Annotated in this window: 21 protein-coding genes and 1 tRNA gene; 4 read left to right on the top strand and 18 right to left on the bottom strand. The window is 42.7% G+C overall.

Features of this window, described 5'->3' with window-relative positions; genetic code table 11:
* Positions 1 to 153: 153 nt before the first annotated feature.
* The 8 genes from FC26_RS11200 to cdaA form a co-directional block, all read right to left on the bottom strand.
* Positions 154 to 225: transfer RNA gene (locus FC26_RS11200), tRNA-Asn, on the bottom strand.
* 59 nt (positions 226 to 284) lie between these two features.
* A complete protein-coding gene (locus tag FC26_RS11195) occupies positions 285 to 593 on the bottom strand; it encodes a hypothetical protein (protein ID WP_057780706.1) in 309 nt (102 codons plus the stop codon).
* Positions 594 to 780: 187 nt separating this feature from the next.
* The gene (locus FC26_RS11190; protein WP_057780703.1) at positions 781 to 1,509 is read right to left on the bottom strand and encodes a glucosamine-6-phosphate deaminase; all 729 of its coding nucleotides are present in this window, start codon (positions 1,507 to 1,509) and stop codon (positions 781 to 783) included.
* Between the two features lie 167 nt (positions 1,510 to 1,676).
* Complete coding sequence (locus FC26_RS11185) at positions 1,677 to 3,029, bottom strand: gluconate:H+ symporter (protein ID WP_057780700.1); 1,353 nt, start codon at positions 3,027 to 3,029, stop codon at positions 1,677 to 1,679.
* A 315-nt stretch (positions 3,030 to 3,344) separates the two neighbouring features.
* Positions 3,345 to 5,165: a glutamine--fructose-6-phosphate transaminase (isomerizing) gene (gene glmS / locus FC26_RS11180; RefSeq protein WP_057780696.1), complete on the bottom strand. Its 1,821-nt coding sequence runs from the start codon at positions 5,163 to 5,165 to the stop codon at positions 3,345 to 3,347.
* A gap of 214 nt (positions 5,166 to 5,379) precedes the next feature.
* On the bottom strand, positions 5,380 to 6,729 hold the full coding sequence (gene glmM, locus FC26_RS11175) for a phosphoglucosamine mutase (RefSeq protein ID WP_057780694.1): 1,350 nt from the start codon (positions 6,727 to 6,729) through the stop codon (positions 5,380 to 5,382).
* A gap of 44 nt (positions 6,730 to 6,773) precedes the next feature.
* Entirely contained in the window at positions 6,774 to 7,661 is an 888-nt protein-coding gene (locus FC26_RS11170) for a CdaR family protein (protein ID WP_057780691.1), read from the bottom strand.
* Complete coding sequence (gene cdaA / locus FC26_RS11165; RefSeq protein WP_057780688.1) at positions 7,648 to 8,499, bottom strand: diadenylate cyclase CdaA; 852 nt, start codon at positions 8,497 to 8,499, stop codon at positions 7,648 to 7,650. The genes FC26_RS11170 and cdaA overlap by 14 nt, the downstream gene beginning before the upstream one ends.
* Before the next feature lie 161 nt (positions 8,500 to 8,660).
* Here cdaA and FC26_RS11160 point away from each other — a divergent pair, with 161 nt between their 5' ends.
* Entirely contained in the window at positions 8,661 to 9,332 is a 672-nt protein-coding gene (locus FC26_RS11160; protein WP_057780685.1) for a DUF1361 domain-containing protein, read from the top strand.
* Here the strand turns inward: FC26_RS11160 and FC26_RS11155 are convergent.
* Positions 9,316 to 11,418: a Na+/H+ antiporter gene (locus tag FC26_RS11155; protein WP_057780682.1), complete on the bottom strand. Its 2,103-nt coding sequence runs from the start codon at positions 11,416 to 11,418 to the stop codon at positions 9,316 to 9,318. The two genes, FC26_RS11160 and FC26_RS11155, sit on opposite strands and share 17 nt — an antisense overlap.
* A gap of 62 nt (positions 11,419 to 11,480) precedes the next feature.
* The gene (murB, locus tag FC26_RS11150) at positions 11,481 to 12,383 is read right to left on the bottom strand and encodes a UDP-N-acetylmuramate dehydrogenase (RefSeq protein ID WP_083483845.1); all 903 of its coding nucleotides are present in this window, start codon (positions 12,381 to 12,383) and stop codon (positions 11,481 to 11,483) included.
* A 122-nt stretch (positions 12,384 to 12,505) separates the two neighbouring features.
* On the opposite strand from murB, the gene FC26_RS11145 reads away from it, so the two are divergent.
* Together FC26_RS11145 and FC26_RS11140 are read left to right on the top strand one after the other, a co-directional pair.
* On the top strand, positions 12,506 to 13,267 hold the full coding sequence (locus tag FC26_RS11145) for an exodeoxyribonuclease III (RefSeq protein WP_057780679.1): 762 nt from the start codon (positions 12,506 to 12,508) through the stop codon (positions 13,265 to 13,267).
* A gap of 17 nt (positions 13,268 to 13,284) precedes the next feature.
* Positions 13,285 to 13,818, top strand: coding sequence for a 3'-5' exonuclease (locus FC26_RS11140; protein WP_057780678.1), 534 nt, complete (start codon positions 13,285 to 13,287; stop codon positions 13,816 to 13,818).
* A gap of 56 nt (positions 13,819 to 13,874) precedes the next feature.
* Here FC26_RS11140 and FC26_RS11135 read toward each other — a convergent pair whose 3' ends face one another.
* The 4 genes from FC26_RS11135 to FC26_RS11120 are packed head-to-tail and all read right to left on the bottom strand — an operon-like array spanning position 13,875 to position 16,562.
* Entirely contained in the window at positions 13,875 to 14,378 is a 504-nt protein-coding gene (locus tag FC26_RS11135) for a GNAT family N-acetyltransferase (RefSeq protein WP_057780675.1), read from the bottom strand.
* Positions 14,368 to 14,835, bottom strand: a complete 468-nt coding sequence (tsaE, locus tag FC26_RS11130; protein WP_057780672.1) for a tRNA (adenosine(37)-N6)-threonylcarbamoyltransferase complex ATPase subunit type 1 TsaE — start codon at positions 14,833 to 14,835, stop codon at positions 14,368 to 14,370. The genes FC26_RS11135 and tsaE overlap by 11 nt, the downstream gene beginning before the upstream one ends.
* A gap of 22 nt (positions 14,836 to 14,857) precedes the next feature.
* Positions 14,858 to 15,835, bottom strand: a complete 978-nt coding sequence (gene pta, locus FC26_RS11125; RefSeq protein ID WP_057780669.1) for a phosphate acetyltransferase — start codon at positions 15,833 to 15,835, stop codon at positions 14,858 to 14,860.
* Between the two features lie 19 nt (positions 15,836 to 15,854).
* Complete coding sequence (locus FC26_RS11120; RefSeq protein WP_057780666.1) at positions 15,855 to 16,562, bottom strand: uracil-DNA glycosylase; 708 nt, start codon at positions 16,560 to 16,562, stop codon at positions 15,855 to 15,857.
* 135 nt (positions 16,563 to 16,697) lie between these two features.
* Here FC26_RS11120 and FC26_RS11115 point away from each other — a divergent pair, with 135 nt between their 5' ends.
* On the top strand, positions 16,698 to 17,228 hold the full coding sequence (locus FC26_RS11115) for an LURP-one-related/scramblase family protein (protein ID WP_057780664.1): 531 nt from the start codon (positions 16,698 to 16,700) through the stop codon (positions 17,226 to 17,228).
* Positions 17,229 to 17,296: 68 nt separating this feature from the next.
* Here the strand turns inward: FC26_RS11115 and smpB are convergent, their stop codons facing one another.
* The 4 genes from smpB to secG form a co-directional block, all read right to left on the bottom strand.
* Positions 17,297 to 17,767, bottom strand: coding sequence for an SsrA-binding protein SmpB (gene smpB, locus FC26_RS11110; protein ID WP_057780662.1), 471 nt, complete (start codon positions 17,765 to 17,767; stop codon positions 17,297 to 17,299).
* 14 nt (positions 17,768 to 17,781) lie between these two features.
* Positions 17,782 to 20,148, bottom strand: a complete 2,367-nt coding sequence (rnr, locus tag FC26_RS11105) for a ribonuclease R (protein WP_057780659.1) — start codon at positions 20,146 to 20,148, stop codon at positions 17,782 to 17,784.
* Positions 20,138 to 20,905 (bottom strand): alpha/beta hydrolase, encoded by a 768-nt coding sequence (locus tag FC26_RS11100; RefSeq protein ID WP_057780656.1) that lies wholly within the window; start codon positions 20,903 to 20,905, stop codon positions 20,138 to 20,140. Before FC26_RS11100 ends, rnr begins: the two co-directional genes overlap by 11 nt.
* 62 nt (positions 20,906 to 20,967) lie before the next feature.
* Positions 20,968 to 21,207, bottom strand: a complete 240-nt coding sequence (secG, locus tag FC26_RS11095) for a preprotein translocase subunit SecG (RefSeq protein ID WP_057780653.1) — start codon at positions 21,205 to 21,207, stop codon at positions 20,968 to 20,970.
* Positions 21,208 to 21,223: the final 16 nt, after the last annotated feature.

Here is a 21,223-nt window from a genome sequence, read left to right as displayed (position 1 = left end):
ACCTACGACCTCTTGATTAACAGTCAATTATTCTACCACTGAACTACGGGGCAATGAAAACACATAACTATGAAATTATAACCGGAAATCACAAAATTGTCAAAGACTAATTTCATGATCAACTAAATTTGAAGAAACGTTTGATTTCTTCAACTGCCCCGGTAGGGTTCGAACCTACGACCTCTTGATTAACAGTCAATTATTCTACCACTGAACTACGGGGCAATGTTGTTAAACAACATCAATTATTATACAGGATCATTTACTGACTTGTAAAGCATTTTTTAAGCAATATGGTTTTCTTTTAAAATATTTCGTACAACTTCCTCTGCTTCTTCCGTTTTCTTCCATTCATCCCAATGATCCATCGATTCGTCTTGCATCACATAGTGTTCATTGACGTAGTCCTCATATTTTGCAACATTTTGGGAATGCGGGATATTGAGCTGTAAAATGCGCACTTCTTGAATAAAACCTCGTTCAGCAGCTAGCTCTGCCCGTCCATTCTGAACCATGTTACCAATTTCAAAATACGTTGATCCATCTTCGCGTGTAATTTCTTCGATCAAGTCTAATACTTCATGCTGTGCCATTATTCATCCTCCTCAATCTAAACTGCCACTCTATTTTAGAGAAGTTAGTGATACTTGTCAAAAACACAAAAAATCACCGTTCGGGAAAAACGGTGATTGGCATAAGAGAGAAAGAGAATTGATTAGAAGGTAAATACTTAATACCTTACGTCAATTATAATACCGCTTACTGAAAGCGCTGTCAACACTAATCCTCAACTTTTTCTTTTTTTATTTGATCAGCTGCCGCTTCATCAACGATAAGTGTGACGTTGGGGTGTTGCTGCAGAATGCTTGCTGGAACGGCCGTCGTTACCGGCCCCAACACCAGCTTTTTCACAGCTGCTGCTTTTGCTTTGCCATACGCCATGATAATAATCTGTTTAGCAGCCATAATTGATTTAATTCCCATTGAGTACGCAGATCGCGGAACATCAGTGGATTGTGCAAAAAAGCGCGCATTCGCCGCAATCGTCGACTCCGTTAACTGAACCTCGTGGGTGGTACTCTCAAACGGCGTTCCTGGTTCATTAAACCCAATGTGCCCATTTTGACCGAGTCCCAGAATTTGTAAGTCGATTGGATACCGGTCAAGTATTTGATCATACCGCTGCGTCTCCACCGTCGCATTTCGATTCATACCATTCGGAATGAAGGTTTGCTGAAATGGCTTTTTACTAAACAGATGACGGTTCATATAATATGCATAGCTTTGTGGATTTTCTTGATCAAGACCAACGTATTCATCGAGATTAATTGCAATACACCGGCTGAAATCTAACTGACTTGCGCTAAGTAAGCGATAAAGAGTCTGTGGTGTTCCTCCCGTTGCTAACCCAAATACTACCTGTTCATGACAATCTTTGAGTGTTTGTTGAATCATCGCAACTCCCTTATTAGCTCCCTCAACTGGCGTCTTTACAATCCAAATTTTCATTACGCTCACACCCCTATATGGTATAGTCCAATTATAATTTGATTCAGTAATTTAAGCAACTCCAACGACTGACGTGCCTACTTCCCTTACAGTCCCTGACTAACGGCAACTAAAAAGACCTCTTTTGGTCGACAAATTAACCAAAAGAAGTCTTTTTAACGCATTTATTAATGCAAAATTAAGTTCAAGAATAGGACCATTAACAGTCCGGTGATCGAAATCAAAGTTTCCAACACCGTCCAAATCTGGAACGTTTGTTTAACACTAAGTTCGAAGTATTCCTTAACCATCCAGAATCCAGCATCGTTAACATGTGATGCGGCCAGTGAGCCGGCACCAATTGCCAACGCAATCATGACAGGATCCGCACCTGTTGATTGCATCAATGGAATCACAAGACCAGAAGCTGTCATCCCAGCAACGGTTGCTGATCCCAGTGAGATTCGCAGAATTACAGTGATTACCCATGCTAAGATAATTGGTGATAGGTTAACATTGGCCATCAATTGTTGAACCGCTTTACCAACACCACCATCAATCAAAACTTGTTTGAAGGCAGCACCACCACCGATAACTAAGAGCAACATAGCAATTGACTTAACAGCATCACCGATTGAACCACTGATATCTGACATCGTCTTACCACGATGGAAGCCCATTGACCACATTGCAAACAGCAATGCAATTACCATCGCAATCATTGGATTCCCAACTAATGTTACGAAAGCAGCAAAGCCATGAGGATGAGTTGGTGTTTCGCCACCCTCAAACGCAATCGAATAAATTGTGGCAATAATCATGAAAATAACTGGGAAAAGTGATGTTAAAGCTGAAATACCAAAGCCTGGCGTTTCTTCCAGCTTGTATTTCTTAACAGTAATTCCGGGTAATGATTTCTTAATTGTAAATGCAGATGGTGCATACATTTGCGCCAACTTAGTAAATAATGGTCCGGCAACGATCACACACGGAATTGCAACAATAATCCCGATCATCAATACCTTCCCAATTGGGGCACCTAAAGCCGATGCAACGGCAGTTGGTGCTGGTTGTGGTGGTAAAAATCCTTGGGTTGCAGACAATGCAGCAGCCATTGAAATTCCAAGATAAAGCATTGGTACTTCTGCTTCCAGTGCAATTGAAAAGACAATCGGAATCAAAAGAACTAGCCCAACTTCGAAGAACATCGACATCCCGATGATAAACGAAGCAACCACAACGGCAATTTGAAGCCGTTTTTTACCAAACATATCAATTAATGTTTTCGCGATACGGTACGATCCACCGGCATCTGATACCAATCGACCAATCATGGCACCAAACCCGAAGACAATGGCAAGTTCACCTAACGAACTCCCAATCCCGTTTTTGATTGACACCGCAATTTGTGCTGGGTTCATCCCCAATAAAATCGCTACCAAAATTGAAGTTACAATTAATGACACAAACGTGTTCATTTTAAATTTAATGATTAGGAACAGCAAAAAGATAATTCCTAACAATAAGACAAGAAATTGCATGTTTTTTCTCCTTCTAAATATCACTCTAAAGATCGTTTCGCAATACGGCCAATTATAGCAAAACGCTTTCAAATTTCAACAGAAAAATGTAAAAAATTTAATTGATTCTTGCAAAAACATGTAAATTATTTTCGCAAACGCCCTTGGTGATAGGATTTAATGACTTCAAAACTTTTTTCGAAAAAATAGTAAAAATTTACTAAATTCCAATTATTTCTTGCGATTTTATAAAAAAAGACGATTCTGATTTGTATAAACCAGGACCGTCTTTGTGTATATTTTAAAGTACTATCTTATTTAGAAATTAGCGTTCAACTATTGAACCGTTACCGATTTTGCTAGGTTACGTGGCTTATCAACATCTAAGCCCTTCCCTAAGCTAGTGTAATAAGCGAGCAACTGAGCAGGTACCACACTCAGCAAAGGTGTTAATAGTGGATCAACATCTGGTAATACAATCGTATCATCTGGCTGTGCTAAATGTTTAGCCGCAATCGTTAACACACTAGCTCCCCGAGAAACCACTTCTTGTAGGTTGCTCCGTGTCAACCCAGCTGTTCGATCCTGCGTAATAATTCCAATTACTGGCGTATGTTCTTCAATCAACGCAATTGTGCCGTGCTTTAATTCACCAGAGGCAAACCCTTCGGCCTGAACATATGAAATTTCCTTTAACTTCAAGGCTGATTCCAATGCAACAGACCAATCAATTCCTCGGCCAATGTAAAAGGCATTTCGTGGTTCCGACAAATACCGTGACGCAATTGACTCCAATTTTTCCTTGCCGTCAACTAATGCTTGCATCCCCACCGCAACAATTCCTAATTGTTGCTTAAGATCAAATTCAGTGGCTGCTTGCTGATCGCAGGTCATACCCAGTGCCTTAGCTAGAATAGCTTGTAATGCAACTTGGGCAGTATAGGCCTTCGTTGAAGCAACCGCAATTTCTGGTCCGGCATGTAACAACAACGTATATGAAGCTTCACGAGACAAGGTGGACTTTGGTACGTTGGTAATCGTCAAACTTGGCCAGCCCTGCTTCTTAATATTAACCAACACTTCACGGCTATCAGCAGTTTCTCCACTTTGTGTTAAGAAAATGAAGAATGGCTTTTCAGACATAATTGGTTGTTCATAAGCAAATTCAGATGAAATAAAGACTTGTGTTGGAATCTTAGTCAATCGTTCAAACATTCTGGCTCCAACTAAACCGGCGTGGTAGCTGGTCCCGGCACCGATAATATAGAGTCGATCGGCTTTTTTCATTTCATTCAATAATCCTGCTTCAATGGTGGGACGTCCATCTTCATCCAAATATTCCTGGACTAATTTACGCATCACAGCAGGTTGTTCGTCAACTTCTTTTAACATGTAGAATGGATAAGTTCCCTTATCAGCGGCACTGGCATCCATATCCACACGGAAAGTATCACGCTTCATTTCATTACCTTCAAAATCATGGATCGTCACCTTATCAGGCTTAACGATGACAACTTCCTTATCTTGAATTTCCATAAACGTATGCGTTTGTTTCAACATTGCCACAGCATCAGAAGCGACTAAGTTGAACCCATCCCCAATTCCAACTAGTAATGGGCTTTTGTTTTTTGCGACATAAAGCGTGTCTGGTGTTTCGCGATCCATCAGCACAAAAGCGTACGATGAATCATCGTTAATTAAGTGCAGTACCTTAAGAAAAGCAGATTGAGTATCCATCTTGTAGTCAACGACAAACCGATCAATCAATTGGGCAATTACTTCGGTATCAGTTTGACTGACAAAGTTAACATCAGCAAGGTATTCCTGCTTTAATTGTTCAAAGTTTTCGATCACACCGTTGTGAACTAAGTAAAAGCGCTCGTCAGCTGAAAATTGTGGATGCGCATTGACTTCGCTCGGAACCCCATGAGTTGCCCAACGTGTGTGGCCAATTCCTGCCGTCCCCGCAATGTCATCAGTCAGGGCATTTTTTAAATTAGAAATCCGGCCCACTCTTTTAACGAGGTAGTCATTTCCAGTTTGATCATTTACATAAATCCCTGCTGAATCATATCCACGATATTCAAGCCGTTCGAGGCCTTCAATAAGTACAGATACGCTTTGCTTTGTTCCGGTAACACCAACAATTCCGCACATTATGCTTACCATCCTTTTTTCGTAAAATAATTGGTTTGAGTCGTTAATTGGTATAGATCGTAAAGTTAATTTTATAACACTTGACAACTACATATAATAAAGATATTTATCATCAATGTCAACGGATTGATAAATTGGTCTATAACGATGGTAACTTTTTTACTAGTAAAAAAGTGTTCTGTCAGAATTAACCGACAAAACACTTGTTTTAACCCTATTTAAGAACCTTTTTGGCAACCTCAGCAATTCTCGCAACGTACTGATGAACACTCTCTTTTGTTGGAGCTTCCGCCATAATTCTCAGAAGTGGTTCTGTTCCACTTGGTCGAACCAAAACCCGACCATCACCGGCCATGTCTTTTTCGACTTCGGCGATGATGTTCAATAAATCTTCATTCTTCAAGGCAGCTTGCTTGTCGCTAACTTCAATGTTAACTAGCTCTTGCGGATATTCAGTTACTTCAGCCGCTAATTCTGACAACGGCTTACCCGTTTGCTTGATCACTGATAACAATTGAAGTGCGGTTAACATCCCATCACCGGTGGTATTGAAATCCAAGAATATAATATGCCCTGATTGTTCACCACCGAGGTTATAGCCATTCTTAACCATTTCCTCAACAACGTAGCGATCTCCGACCTTGGTCTTAACACTGGTCATTCCCGCTTTCTCAAGCGCCTTGTACATCCCCAGATTACTCATAACGGTCGTCACCACCGTGCTCTTCTTTAGACGGCCTCGTTGATCCATGTATCGGCCACAAATATACATGATCTTGTCACCATTGACAATTTCACCCTTTTCATCAACCGCAATACACCGATCGCCATCACCATCAAAAGCAATTCCCACTTGGGCACCCTGCTCAACCACGAATTTTTGTAATGCCTCAGGATGGGTTGAACCACAGTTTAAATTCGTATTTAACCCATCAGGTGACGTTCCAATTGTTTCAAAATCAACGTCCATGTCAGCAAGCAACGAAGAAACAAAGCCGCTTGTTGCCCCATTAGCAGCATCCACGGCCACCTTTAATCCAGACAAATTGTCTGACAGGGTCTGCTCGAGGAATTGGGTATAACGCAACGCACCCTCATGATAATCCGAAACGCGCCCGAGACCTTGTGCACTTGGCCGTGGTAGGTCATCGCCAGGCTTGTCCAAAAGCACTTCAATCTCAGCTTCCATTTCATCAGATAACTTGAAGCCATCATTGCCAAAGAACTTAATACCATTATATTGAATTGGATTGTGTGACGCAGTCAACATGACACCCGCATCGGCTTCCTGAGCGCGAACTAGATAGGCCACACCAGGGGTCGTGACAATTCCTAGTCTCAATACTTCAATTCCGACCGATAGGAGTCCCGCAATTAGTGCACTCTCCAGCATCTCTCCCGAAATTCGTGTGTCGCGTGAAACCAACACTTGTGGTTGTTTTCGTTGCGAATGTTGTGTTAACACATATCCTCCGGTACGTCCCAACTTAAACGCCAATTCTGGACTTAAGTCCTCGTTTGCTACGCCTCTAACGCCGTCAGTTCCAAAATACTTTAATTCCATAATGTTTTTACGTTCCTTTTCTTTTTAATAAAATGAAGTATCAACTAATTCGAGGTTGAACTACTGCTTATTGATGAATGACTATCCTCACTGCTGTTACTATTGCTGCTACTCTGATCACTACTACTGCTACTGTCATTATCGCTATTATCACTTGTAGTACTATGGCCACTGTCACTGCTTGAACTGCTACTTGAACCAGCTGCACTATTTTGTTTGCTAATCGGAATCTTGATCGTAGTCGTTTGTGGTGTAATCACGACATTGACCGTATTGCCATTCTTATCAACGGCCTGTAAAGTGACCTGCTTAGAAATATTTGTCTTGTCTTTCTTTGACAAGCTAACAGATGCGACGACATGATCGACCTTATTAACTTCGGCAATGGCACCGGTAATTTGGACATTGTCCATTGAAGTGGTAGCTTTCCCCGCCTTATAACCATCGGCTAGCTGAGAAGTATCCACTTTCGTCTGAACGGCCATTGATTCCGTCTTCCGTGACTGAATGAGTACCGTAAACTGTTTAGGCTTAAAATGATACGTTAAATCATTGTTCAGTCCCGTCTGTTTTGGTTTCACAACATGTTTGCCCGGTCCCAATGAACTCAAGTCAGCATATACCTTAAAATTCTGTGTATTCGCCGTTGCTGTCACCAATGCCGCGGGACCTGATACCGTAACCTTCACATTCTTGGGATATCCGGATACGATATAACGATCACTATCCACTGTTAAATCTAGTGGCATCGTCAACGTTTTTTTCTTGGTTGAGGTTAATGACGTTGTTTCCGTATTTAGCTCCGTTTTATGCGTATTGCCAAGTTTTTCTCCATTGACATAGATGAAAAGGAGTACGGCTAAAACAAGCGCACTGATTCTGAAAAACCACCGGGAGTTAAATGGATTTTGCGGTTTATTATTTTTTTGCATTCCGCGACCCTCCTTTGTTAAAGAAGCCCTCGAAAAACTCAGTAACTGCATTTCGACTTTCGGTTTCCTTAACATACAGCTGATCACGTAAGAACTTCAAATAAGCCTCGCGATCCATGCTCCGTAGTAATTCGTTGTTCTTCGTAATTGAAATCTCTCCAGTTTCCTCGGAAATCACAATCGTGAGTGCATCGGTGACTTCACTAATCCCGACAGCTGCGCGGTGCCGGGTACCCAACTCTTTAGGAATCAGATTACTTTCAGACAACGGTAAATACGCAGCGGCAACCGCAATGCGATTATTCTTGATGATCACAGCCCCATCATGTAGCGGGGTATTTGGAATAAACGTGTTAATTAATAGTGCCCCAGAAACTTCGGCATCCATCGGAATTCCAGTTTCAATGTACTCCTCTAATCCCGTTTCCATCTGAATCGTAATTAATGCCCCGATTCGGCGCTTCGACATGTATTGAAGGGCTTGGTCTAACTGATTAATCAGAGCCTCTTCTTCCTCATTTTCGTGCCGATTTCGGGTCAGTAACGTTCCGCGACCAAGATGCTCAAGTCCTCTTCGAATTTCCGGTTGAAAGATGACCACAATCGCGATCACCCCCCAGTTAATAATTTGATCCATGATCCAAGAAACTGTCCCTAAACCAACGTACCAACTCACCAACTTAACGATGATGATCACGATGATTCCACGGAACAGCTGTACTGCTCGCGTTCCACGCAACATCATAATCAATTCATAGATTAAAAACCAGACCACCAAGATATCTACTAGGTGGATCAAGTTCTGCCACGTGAGTAGTGAGCTCCAACTAAATGCCATAGCACTACCTCCAAACCAAACTCAGTTAACATTATAGCATGTCACCAATTAAGTTTAAAAAAAACATCGTTTCCTATTTATTAATTTATTCATAAAAGTAATCACATCGGTTTTTATTACCTATTTTTTTGTTAAGCTAGATGAGTATGAGGAGGAGTTTTATGCATAAAGTAACCATTAACTGGCAAATTCGATTCTTTTTTCTGATTTTAATGATTTTCCTACTACTATTTGCCAAATCACCCTTTAACTTTTTAATTTTAAACACTATTTTAGGATATATTCCCATTGAACTGGGATTTCATCTACAACGCACTAACTCTTCAAAATCGCTCTTTTTTTGGTTGGTGACCATTATTTGGTTGCTCTTTTATCCGAATGCCCCCTATCTGCTCACCGACCTCTTCCACTTAGCACTGCTGAATCCCCATATTGGCAATTCAGGACTCCTTAAATCTGATCCCACAATTTGGTTCAACTTCTCACTCCTGCTCACAAGTGCCCTGAGCTGTACTTTAATTGCCATGAATCAAATGATTGATTTTAGTATTCGCCTGCAGAAGCTCTTGCTCCCCAAACTTCGATTTTCCGCATGGGGATTTATCGTGGTCATGTGCCTGTTGAGTAGTATTGGCATCTATATGGGGCGATTTCTCAGAATCCACTCCCTTTATATCTTGCTTACACCAACATGGTTTACACACCAAATTCTCACCATGTGGTCCATGAACATGGTCAAGTTCACCATTTTATTAACCATCTGCCAGCTTGTTATTTGTTGGTTGTTGTACACCATTCGATATCAAGCACAAAATGCTACTCGTCTTCGCTGACGAGTAGCATTTCATTTTCCGAATAATTCACATAGGTTCGTAGTCGTTGCGCTGTCATTTTGGTAATTCGTTGTTGGCCGACAAGTTGTAAAATGCCATTTCGTTGTGCTGCTAATGCTGCAACTCGAAGACCTTCAAGTTGTTGTTGATAAACTTCCTGTTTCTTTTGTTTAGGATGTTTGATGCGCTCAATTCGATTGCGATAACTGACGATCAAATGATAAATAGCCTGCCGATTAACTTCTTCGTCGTTCTTGGCCGCCACTGCCACATGCTTAGACAGGGCATTAATCGCGGCCTTCGCCGTTTCAATATCAATTCGCTTCTGTTTGACTGAATTAATGTTATTGTAACCGAGCCACCACTTCACCAAGCCAACTAGATTATGACCCCACAGATACAGCCGCTTAATCGACCACCAACGATCCTTGGCGTTAAATTCATGCGCTAATCGTTTTTCCAACTGGTCAATGTGTTTTAGTGCTTCATAATACTCATCAGTATTAATAAATTTTTTCTCTAGCATCTTGATAAGCGCATCACGCTCACCTTCAAAGGCCACTTGCCGCAGGGCCATTTCTTGTGCAAGTAGTTTGTGGAGCACATCATCTGGTTGTGATTTCAGCTGCAATCGCCGCATGAGTAATTGGTAGCTCAGCATCAAATCATAGGCTGCCTGCTGATTTTCTTCCCGTCGATGCTCTTCAATTGCCTGCACAGCCAGCTGCATCAAAAAGTATTTAGCTTCACTATCCGTTAAATACCGTTGATCCGTGTCTTCCTCTTGTTCTTCTTCTTCTAAATCCTCTTGTTCAGGGTCACTGCCCCGCGTCAAAAATGAAAAATCAGCCTGCGAAATTAACGGTAATAAAATGGCCGCTACTAAGAGACTTAAAATAATGACGCCCGCCGCGATAAACAGCATTAATGACCGTTCAGGAAAGGCCTTGCCGTTTTCCATCAATAATGGCACTGACAAAACCCCAGCCATCGTAATCGCACCTCGAACCCCCGAAATTCCAGCTAGGAATGCCGAACGAACGCTAACCACATGTTGATGATCCTTTAACTTACGGTAAGATTCGTAAATTAAAATCCAAATAACACGAATCGAAAGTAATACTAACCACGCAATAATAACATCCAAGAATGCGGTCCAATTGCTGATGTCGCCACTTTCAAGCGAATCCGTCATGGCAATTGGTAATTCGATTCCAAGAATCACAAAGACAATTCCGTTAAGTAAATAAACAATAATGTCCCATGTCTTTTCGGTAACCAACAGTAACTCGGGCATTTCCTCCAGCACTTGCGTATTGGAATACGTATTTGACACAATTCCGGCCGAAACCACCGCAATCACCCCGGATGCATGAAATAACTCTTCAACCACTAAATAAACAACAAACGGGGTCATGATCTTGTACGCAACGTTAAAAATGACGTCGTTAATGCCCTGATTGCGTAGAAAATCTCGTACCAGTTGGATGACAAACATCACTGCTACCCCGGCAATTAACCCAATTCCGGCTGTATATAAAAAGTCTCCCGCTGCCTGCGTTAGCGAAAAATAACCGGTTGTAACGGCCGCCACAGCATACTTAAACCCAATCAACCCTGAGGCATCATTAATCAAGCTCTCACCACTCACGAGGTGCAAGATGTTATCATCTAACTTTGCCCGTTTGGCAATCGATTGAACGGCCACCGGGTCCGTTGGTGACAAAATTGCGGCTAACGCGATCGCCACGGGTAATGGAATTCGTGGCACAAATAAATAAATTAAGTAGCCCCCAACAATCGCGGTCACAAAGACTAAAATAATCGCATTCGCAAAAATTGGGCCTCGCAGTTTCCATAACTCCTGTTTGGGAAATTTACGGCCATCATTAAACAGTAACGGTGCGATAAACAGCAGTAAAAACCAGTCTGTCTCCAACGGAATCTTAACGGCAAAGATTAGCGCCACCAATAATCCAAGCGCAATTTGAATTAAGCTAACTGGGATCTTTTTGATGTAGTGACTACAAACATTTGATAGCAGCACCAGAACGATTAATAAAATAATAGCTTCTAATATCGGCAAACGTTTTCTCTCCTTATTTTTTTACACTGTGAAAAAAATGAGTGGCTTTCACGCCGCTCATTTTACTGACGTCCAATCACTCGGACTTCCGTCTCTAATTGTACTCCAAATTGTCTTGACACTTCATGTTGCACATGATGAATAACGTCGACATAATCCGTCGCCGTTCCACCACCAACGTTAATAATAAATCCAGCATGCTTCTTAGAAACCTGGGCACCACCAGATGTGTAACCCTGTAATCCAGCGTCATGAATGAGCTTACCGGCAAAATACCCTGTGGGGCGTTTAAAAACACTGCCACACGATGGCCATTCTAAGGGTTGCTTAGCGGCACGGCGCGCATTTAAGTCATCCATTTGGTTCCGGATCGTATCATAATCCCCAGTCACTAGATCAAATTGTGCGCTCAAAATGATATCCTGCCGATCTTGCACGCTGCTGTGTCGGTAACCAAACTCAAGTTGCTCGTTGGTCAGCGTCTCAATCACACCCTCGCGAGTCATGACGGTCGCACTGACAATGACATCTTTGGTTTCACCACCGTAGGCGCCGGCGTTCATAAACACGGCTCCCCCAACACTACCAGGAATCCCAGCCGCAAATTCCAAGCCCGTTAGTCGTGCTTTACAGGCCGCTTCGCTCACCGCAATAATGGGTGCACCAGCTTGTGCGGTAATACGATTTTCTTGAATTTCAATGCGGTTCATTGCTGTTAAAATAATCACTAAGCCCGCAATTCCCTGATCACTCACAATTAGGTTGCTAGCATTGCCAATCACCGTGAGTGGTAGTGCAATTTGCTGCGCATAGTCAACTAACTGTTGAACCTGTTCAACACTCGTTGGAAAGGCCAACCAATCCGCCGGCCCGCCTGTATCAGTATTTGTATAATCGGCGAGCGACGCATTCTCCAGCAGCTTAATATCGGGAAATAATTGATCAATTTTTTTTAGGTTACTCAATTTACTCAATCCTTTTTCATTGTTAGTATTATTGTAACATGAAACAGGGGTTCGAAAAAAGAATCGTTCCTTTGCTTATTTTCCACATAACTATTAAAATACATCAATATGGAGGCAATATCATGAATTTTATTTCGTGGAACGTTAACGGCTTACGTGCCGCAGTTACTCACGGCTTTATTGATACATTTAATCAACTAGATGCAGACTTTTTCTGTCTGCAAGAAACTAAATTGCAAGAGGGGCAAATTGATCTTGATCTGCCCGGCTACTACCAGTACTGGAATTACGCCGAAAAAAAAGGGTATTCTGGGACTGCTATTTTTACCAAACACGAACCATTATCAGTGCACTATGGGATTGATGAGGATGAATTTGACCATGAAGGCCGCGTCATCACATTGGAATATCCCGAGTTTTACCTACTAACATCGTACACCCCCAATTCTGGCCAACAACTAAAACGGTTAGCCTTTCGCCAGCGTTGGAATGAAGCTTTTCTCGCCTATATTAAGCAGCTCGCCGCGAACAAGCCACTCATTTTCTGTGGGGACCTGAACGTCGCCCACACCGAAATCGATCTCAAAAATCCCAAAAGCAATCACCATGCTGCTGGATTTACTGATGAAGAACGGCAGGATTTTTCAACGCTCCTCTCTAGTGGGTTCGTCGATACCTACCGGCACTTTTACCCCGATGCCAAAGAACAGTATTCGTGGTGGACATACCGGTTTCACGCACGCGACCGGAACGCCGGATGGCGCATCGACTACTTCGTCACTTCAAACAGCTTGACCGATCATCTTCTGGATGCCAAAATTCACAACGAAATTTTTGGATCCGATCACTGCCCCGTCGAACTAGTCACTGATCTTAGTCTTTAACATAATGGAGAACGACAATGAACTTTATTGCAATGGATTTTGAAACGGCAAATGCCAAACGGGCCAGCGCTTGCTCCCTTGCCCTAACTATTGTGAACAACGATCAAATTGTGGATGAATTTTATTCATTAATTAACCCTCAGGATGAATTTAACTGGCGCAACATTCAGGTTCATGGCATTCACGAGCAAGACGTTGCAGACGCGCCCACCTTCCCCGAACTTTGGGCGCATATTGGCAATCTTTTCGGCCCACAACAACTAGTGGTCGCTCACAATGCTTCCTTCGATAACAGCGTTTTACGTAAAAGCTTAGAACATTACCAGCTTCCCGCGATTAACTATTTAACGCTCGACACAGTTAAAACATCCCGACAACTTCTTCCAGGATACGAAAACTACAAATTAAACACGGTTTGTCGAGAATTAGATATTGAACTAGAACATCATCACAACGCCCTAGATGATTGTCAGGCATGCGCCAATATTCTAATCTACCAGTCCCAACATTTCGGATTTGAACCATTAAAACCATTTATTAAACCTTTCTAAAAAACAACGGCACTGATTAAACCAGTTAAAACTAGTTTAGTCAGTGCCGTTTGCTGTTAAAATTTAATTTCCATTTTGAGTGCCGGTAGTTGAACCTGATCTCGATTAATGCTTATTTCGGTCATCAATTCAAAACCTGTTTTTTGGTACAACTGAATTGCGTGCTGGTTGCTTGCCAATACCTCAAGCATAAGGCCATCCAAGGTACTATAATGCTGTCCCCAATTCAAGGCCTCTTGCATGAGGGCCGTCCCTAACCCTTGGTGCCAGTATGCTTTACGAACTGCAATTCCGAGTTCTCCGACCGTCGCATTAGGAACTCGCGAAACTGTTACAATTCCGATTGGGGTTTGATCCAACCACGCAATCAAAATTAAATTATCGGTTGTTTGTCCTATTTGGGCAATGTTCGTTGCTTCAGTATCCACGGTTAAGGTAGCAAACTCTGGAGAAATCGTAAACGTATCCGATTCAACTTGCAAGAGTCTCAGCATCGCCAAAATGGCAGCTGCATCTTCTTGGTGCGCAACATCTAAATAAACATCAGTCTCATTGTTCACGGTTGCCACCAACTTGTTGCAGAATTTGTTCAAAATGAGGCCCGTGTGCAATCAATTCTAGTCGCCGAACATCATCAATTTCGGTTCGCTCAAAACGAACTTCTAAAAACTGAGCCGGAAGCTCATCGGCCACAAACTGGGCCCACTCGACCACGCTGACCCCGTCACCATCAAAATACTCTTCTAACCCCAAATCACTACCACCGCCATTTTCCAGACGATAAACATCCATATGATACAGGGGCAAACGCCCATTCTGATACTCGCGAATAATCGTAAAAGTGGGACTCTTGATAGTTTCATCGATCTCCAATCCCAGCGCTAGCCCCTTCGTAAAGGTTGTCTTTCCAGCACCCAGATCACCACTCAAAACAATGACATCCCCAGCCATTACCAATTTCCCAATTTGTTGTCCGAGCTGCATTGTTTGTTCTCGATTCTCTACCGTTATTCGCATTTTTTCACCATACTTTATTTTTTTAATCTAATGCCTGTGCTGCAGTAACCAACGATACTTTATAGACGTCTTCTTCATTAGCACCACGTGACAAATCCGAAATTGGCGCATTCAATCCTTGTAAAATAGGTCCGATTGCTTCAAATCCACCAAGGCGTTGTGCAATTTTATAACCAATGTTTCCTGATTGTAAGTCTGGGAAAACGAAGACGTTCGCATGACCAGCCACCTTTGATTCAGGCGCTTTCTTCGCACCAACACTTTCGACAAATGCAGCATCAAACTGCAGTTCACCGTCCAAATCCAAGTCAGGCGCCAGTTCATGGGCCAAATCAGTTGCCTCAGCCACTTTAGTAACCATGTCACCCTTTGCAGATCCCTTTGTCGAAAAGCTTAGGAGTGCCACACGTGGATCGATGCCAAAGAGCTGTGCCGTATGTGCACTTTGGACAGCAACTTCTGCCATCGTTGGCGCATCTAATTCAATATTAATGGCACAGTCAGCAAAGAGTAACCGCTGATCACCTTTTTGCATGACAAAAGCGCCACTAATGCGTTTATTGCCGGGCTTTGTTTTCACAATCTGAAGTGCCGGCCGCACCGTATCACCAGTCGCATGAACCGCACCCGAAACCATGCCATCCACCTCATTTAAGTAGACTAACATGGTCCCAAAGTAACTCACATCTTCAAGCATCTTAGCTGCTTGTTCAGGGGTATTTTTCCCTTTACGACGAGCTACCAGCGCGTCTAACATGACTTGTTGCTTATCTGCGGGATAAGTCTTTGGATCAATGATTTGAATACCAGTTAAATCAAATCCATTTTGTGCTGCATTAGCTTCAATTTGAGCTTGATCACCCAATAAAACAGGGATTACTAGACCATCTTTTTTCAATCGAACTGCTGCACCCTGAATTCGTTCGTCTTCACCTTCAGGAAATACTAACGTCTTGTTTTGTCCTTTTACCTTTGATGCTAAGTCTGCAAATAAATCCATAACTTGCGCCTCCAATTAATTAAATCACATCATGCGTATCTTCAACCGACACCGTTTCCGGCAGTTGCCAATCAATTGGCGTCTCTCCCATCGCTACAAGGGCTTCGTTAGTTTTTGAAAATGGACGGGAACCAAAGAATCCACGATTAGCCGAAAGCGGGCTCGGATGTGGTGATTGCAACACAATATTTGTATCAGTATTAATCAGGTTGATCTTAGACTGCGCTGCTTTTCCCCATAAAATAAATACGACCGGTTGCGATCGTACCGAGAGTGCATGAATCGCAGCATCAGTCAGTTTCTCCCATCCCTTAGCGCGATGAGAAAATGCTTGACCATCGCGAACTGTCAAAACGGAGTTGAGTAATAAGACCCCCTGCTTGGCCCACTTTTCCAAATAGCCATGTTTGACCGGCGGATAACCAAGATCATTTTGTAATTCCTTATAAATGTTTTGTAAGGACGGCGGAATTTGAACGCCAGGTAACACAGAAAAGCTAAGACCATGGGCCTGGTGAGGACCATGGTACGGATCCTGACCTAAAATAACCACTTTAACGTCACTAAAGGGTGTCCAGTTAAACGCTTCAAAAATATGATGCATCTCTGGATAAATGGTCTGATGTTGATATTCTGATTTTAAAAAATTGTGTAGCTGGGCGTAGTAAGCTTGCTGAAATTCAGGCTCTAACACGTCCCACCAATCGTTGTGAATAAATGGTTTCATAATTACAAAGCACCTCGGTTCTATTCTAGCATATCCACATTCAAAATGGATATTTTCTGTTAATTGAATCAAAACATGGTAAGATAGGCATAGTAAATTCGTAATTTTTTGACCGTAGCCAAGGGAGGGATTCCAGTGCGAACGCTGTACATTCATCAACATACTAGTGATCTGCGTGGTGCAACAACCGTGAAGGATGACCAAAACCAAACGGTCTACCTATTGGTAGGAAAATGGGGACTGCGTCAAGACGTCCTCTCACTATACGCCGTCAGTGGCGAACTTCTCGCTGAAATTTGCCAACTGACACTGGGAATTCTCCCCAAGTTTGCGATCTATCAAGATCATCAACAAGTCGGGGTGATCGGAAAATCACTGGGCGTGTTTAAGGAAGTTATTTATATCCGCGGTTTAAATTGGATCATCGTCGGGAATATGCTCAAAGAAAGTTATCGTGTATATCACGGTACACAGCTCATTTTTTCCTTTCAATCACAAACTCAAGGCGGTCAAACTTTTGGTATTCTAGAAGTTACAGATGAACGGCTAGAGCCTATCTCAATCGTCATTTCTGGGGTGCTCAGTCACTGGGCGCGCCGTTCAGATAAACTCACAATGCCCACCAAAAGAGGACTGCGCTTTAACGACAATCCTAGTATTGGTTAGTCCTTTGATTAATGAAATCTAAAAACACTCATCAGATTTGACATCCGATGAGTGTTTTTATTTTCTGGTTAATAATGCTTCATAACCCGTTCGATTTGACGATTTTGCTCTCGCCGTTTAATCGTCTCACGTTTATCATACTCGTGCTTTCCTTGAGCCACACCAAGTAATACCTTAGCGTACCCATTTTTAATATACATTTTTAATGGTACAAGGGTAATCCCCTTGTTTGATAACTCACCGCTCAATTTACGAAGTTCCTTTTTATGGAGCAGTAACTTACGATTTCGGAGAGGATCATGGTTAAACTGGTTTCCTTGATCATATAAACTGATATGCACATTCATTAACCACGCTTCACCGTTCCGAATTTGGGCAAATCCATCTCGGAGATTCACACGCTTGTCCCGGATTGATTTAATCTCAGTGCCCGTCAAAACAATCCCAGCTTCATAGGTTTCTTCGATCGAGTAGTCGTGACGCGCTTTTTTATTTTGCGCAACAACATTATCATTTCGCTCCTGATGATGTTTAACCACCGTTAATCACCTCATTATCTATGATTATTATGACTACCATGTTGAGATGGTTTACTGCCATCCCGACGACGGGCCTGCCCCCGATTAATTTGACGATTATTCTTGTGACCATTGTCTACACCATGGTGATCCCGATTTCGATTGCCGCCATTACCACCACGGCCGCGGCCACCACCATTACCACGACGATGATCATCGGTGCGTGGTACCCGAAGCTTTGTCGTGGGTGCTGATTTTGGATCAACTAGCTCAAAATCAACTTCCCGCTGATCTTTATCAACCCGGATCAATTTCACTTGAATTGGTTGGCCAATTTGGAAGATTCGGTGGTAACGACGTCCAACCAACGCCATGTGCTTTTCAACATATTCATAGTAATCATCTTGCATATTGCTAATATGAATCAGGCCTTCAACCGTATTTTCAAGAGATACAAACAGGCCAAACTTCATAACTGAACTGACGACCGCGTTGAACGTCTCGCCAACATGTTCTTCCATATACTCGGCTTTCTTCATGCTATCAACATCGCGTTCCGTGTCAATCCCACGTCGTTCCGTTACGGAAGTATGTTCGGCAATTTCAGGTAATTGTTCCTCATACTTAGCTTTGGCTTCCTCACCCGTGCCGTGTTTAGCATACCATTTGATCAAGCGGTGAACCGTTGTATCCGGATAACGCCGAATTGGCGAAGTAAAGTGTGTATAGAAGTCGGCGCCCAGTCCAAAGTGTCCGATGGATTGGTCAGAATACTTCGCCTGTTTCATGCTCCGGAGCATCATCGTTTGAACCATTTGTTCTTCCGGTGTCCCAGCAACATCCTTTAAAACATTTTGCAGCATCTTAGGCTTCAAATTATTGATGTCACCGTGTACGGGGTGTCCGATCACACTTAAAAATTCAAAGAAAGATTTAACTCGTTCGCCATCGGGCGTTTCATGTGTCCGATATAGGAATGGCACATGAAGCCGTTTGAAGTGTTCAGCAACCGTTTCATTAGCCGCTAACATAAATGATTCAATCATTCGTTCTGATAAACCGCGATCCCGCAGCACGATGTCTGTTGGGTGTCCCTCTTCATCCACAACAATCTTGGCTTCTGGTGCATCAAAATCAATGGCCCCACGATGTTTCCGCATCTTCAACAGAATTCGATGTAAATCAGCCATATCTTCGAACATTGGGACTAAATCACGATACTGAGTGCGTGTCTTTTCATCATGAGCTTCAACAATGGCGTTCACCGCTTTATAAGTCATTCGTGCATGTGACTTCATCACACTTGGGAAGATTTTATGATTAACAACCTTTCCTTCATCGTTAATTTCCATCTCACAACTCATTGAAAGACGCTCTACACCGGGATTTAATGAACAGATACCATTGGATAACCGCCGCGGAAGCATTGGAATGACACGATCAGTCAAGTAAACTGACGTCCCTCGTTCATAGGCTTCTCGATCAAGCGGAGTACCTTCTTGGACATAGTGACTCACATCGGCAATGTGAACCCCGAGATGATAATTACCGTTGTCCATTCGCCAAACAACAACCGCATCGTCTAAGTCTTTTGATTCGATGCTATCAATCGTGACTAATGGTTGGTTTGTAATATCAATTCGGCCTTCTTTTTCCTCTTCCGTGATTGATTCTTCAACATTGTTAGCTTGCTCAACGACGTCTTCTGGAAATTCATGTGGTAGGTCATGCGCATAAACAACTGATAAGATATCAACACCGGGATCGTCTTTATTCCCAATCGACTCTTTAGCAATCCCGACCATCGTCTTAGGCTCATCATCAGTTGGATAACGGGTCACGTCTGCCGTAACAACTTCGCCATCGGTCGGATGAATCCCCTTATCGGTTACCATGAACTTATATTTCGAAATTTTCTTATCTTTAAGGACAACTTCCCCAATGTAACCATTTTCGGCAGCCATCTTAAACTCACCCACAACACTTTCATAATGGTGAGTGATAATTTTAGTCACTTGTCCTTCAGGTCCCTGCGATCCATCCGGTTTTCCAGGACGTAAAATGTCGACCTCTACTTCGTCACCATTTAGCGCATGCATGGTATGATCCGGGTTAACATAAATATCGGGTTCATCTGGATCATACGCCACAAACCCAAATCCCTTATCATTACCGTGAAAAATACCAGATAAAACGGGTTTTTTGGGCACCGCCTGAAATTCTCCCCGATCGGTAACCTGAACTTCCTTTTCACGCTCCAACTGTGCCAGAGTTTGGATGATCGTCGTAAACTGATCAGCTCCCTGTAATCCTAGTTGAGCCGCTAATTTTTCTGCAGAAAAGCTAAGTTCACTATTTTCTTGTAAGTGCTGTTGAATTTGTTCTTTTAAATTAATTGTCATTATCTACCTCAAAAATTGTCGTTAAGTAACTTAAAACATCTGTCTCTAACTGTTGATGCGCGGTATTAACCGTAAGTACATGGGAAGCTGTTTCATAAAAATGATAGTCCACCACCTGCCCAGTTTGTTCGAGAGCCTGCTTCAACTGCAGCCCTGACTGCGCGCTAATCATCTCATCTTGCCCGCCTTGGGCAATAAAGAACGGCGATTTGACATGGTTCAGGTTAGCTTGCACACCCGTAACAAACTGATTAATTTGGCCGAGCTGGATAGGTAACTGCTCACGAATCCACGCCAATCGCGTTTTGATTTGGTCTTCTGAAAGGTCCTGCTGTCGATAAACATGCCGCGCCATCCGTGGAAATTGTTGTGGTACATTTGTATGTTGATTAGTAATAATTGGTGATGAAAAAACGCCACCGCCAACTAACTCCTGATCAACTTCCAGGGCCTGAGTTGCAAAAATGCCACCTAAAGACAGTCCGAATACTGCGATTTGCTGATAACCAGCCGCTCGAACAGCTTTAATTGCGGCCTGAGTATCTCGCCACCATTGTTCGGGAGATCCCTCACGTAAAATATCACGAGGATCATCGGTCGCGTGCCCGGTAAAAATTGGTGCATAAACCGTGTAATCATGACGCTGTAAAAAGCGCGCTAATAGGCGCACATCGTTGCTACTTCCCGAATAGGCATGCAGTAAAATTACTGCTTGTGGTCCCTGCTCGAAGAAAAACGGTGTTGGTTGCCGTAACACGTGACCATCCCTCCTTTAAAAGCAAAAAGCCCCCTGTAAGAAATACAGGAGGGCAGCCTTCTTTAATGTGATGAAATATAAATCAACGTCAGTGCAAGAATGAAGAAAATCGCACCGCAAATCGTTGTCGTAATTTGCATTACGGCTTCAAAGCCCCGGGCTTTCCGTCGTGAAAACAGATCGCCCGCACCACCAGTCAAAGCTGACATTGCATCGTTATTATTCTTTGCTGGTTGCATCATGACACATGCAATGATAACAACACAAAGAATCAAAAAGATTGTTAATAGTAAATTATACAAGGAAAAATCCTCCTAA

This window comes from Paucilactobacillus vaccinostercus DSM 20634, assembly GCF_001436295.1.
GTDB classification, from domain to species: Bacteria; Bacillota; Bacilli; order Lactobacillales; family Lactobacillaceae; genus Paucilactobacillus; species Paucilactobacillus vaccinostercus.
Note: the sequence above shows the minus strand (reverse complement) of the source record. Positions and strands in the feature narration are given on the sequence as shown.

Bases quoted from the DNA above. Each gene is read 5' to 3' on its own strand.
- FC26_RS11190 (WP_057780703.1), bottom strand. From the start codon at position 1,509: ATGAAAATTTGGATTGTAAAGACGCCAGTTGAGGGAGCTAATAAGGGA.
- FC26_RS11145 (WP_057780679.1), top strand. From the start codon at position 12,506: ATGAATTTTATTTCGTGGAACGTTAACGGCTTACGTGCCGCAGTTACT.
- tsaE (WP_057780672.1), bottom strand. From the start codon at position 14,835: ATGCGAATAACGGTAGAGAATCGAGAACAAACAATGCAGCTCGGACAA.
- pta (WP_057780669.1), bottom strand. From the start codon at position 15,835: ATGGATTTATTTGCAGACTTAGCATCAAAGGTAAAAGGACAAAACAAG.
- FC26_RS11120 (WP_057780666.1), bottom strand. From the start codon at position 16,562: ATGAAACCATTTATTCACAACGATTGGTGGGACGTGTTAGAGCCTGAA.
- FC26_RS11140 (WP_057780678.1), top strand. From the start codon at position 13,285: ATGAACTTTATTGCAATGGATTTTGAAACGGCAAATGCCAAACGGGCC.
- glmS (WP_057780696.1), bottom strand. From the start codon at position 5,165: ATGTGCGGAATTGTTGGTGTTACCGGAACAAAGCAAAGCGTATCTGTA.
- FC26_RS11195 (WP_057780706.1), bottom strand. From the start codon at position 593: ATGGCACAGCATGAAGTATTAGACTTGATCGAAGAAATTACACGCGAA.
- glmM (WP_057780694.1), bottom strand. From the start codon at position 6,729: ATGGAATTAAAGTATTTTGGAACTGACGGCGTTAGAGGCGTAGCAAAC.
- FC26_RS11160 (WP_057780685.1), top strand. From the start codon at position 8,661: ATGCATAAAGTAACCATTAACTGGCAAATTCGATTCTTTTTTCTGATT.
- FC26_RS11185 (WP_057780700.1), bottom strand. From the start codon at position 3,029: ATGCAATTTCTTGTCTTATTGTTAGGAATTATCTTTTTGCTGTTCCTA.
- cdaA (WP_057780688.1), bottom strand. From the start codon at position 8,499: ATGGCATTTAGTTGGAGCTCACTACTCACGTGGCAGAACTTGATCCAC.
- rnr (WP_057780659.1), bottom strand. From the start codon at position 20,148: ATGACAATTAATTTAAAAGAACAAATTCAACAGCACTTACAAGAAAAT.
- FC26_RS11170 (WP_057780691.1), bottom strand. From the start codon at position 7,661: ATGCAAAAAAATAATAAACCGCAAAATCCATTTAACTCCCGGTGGTTT.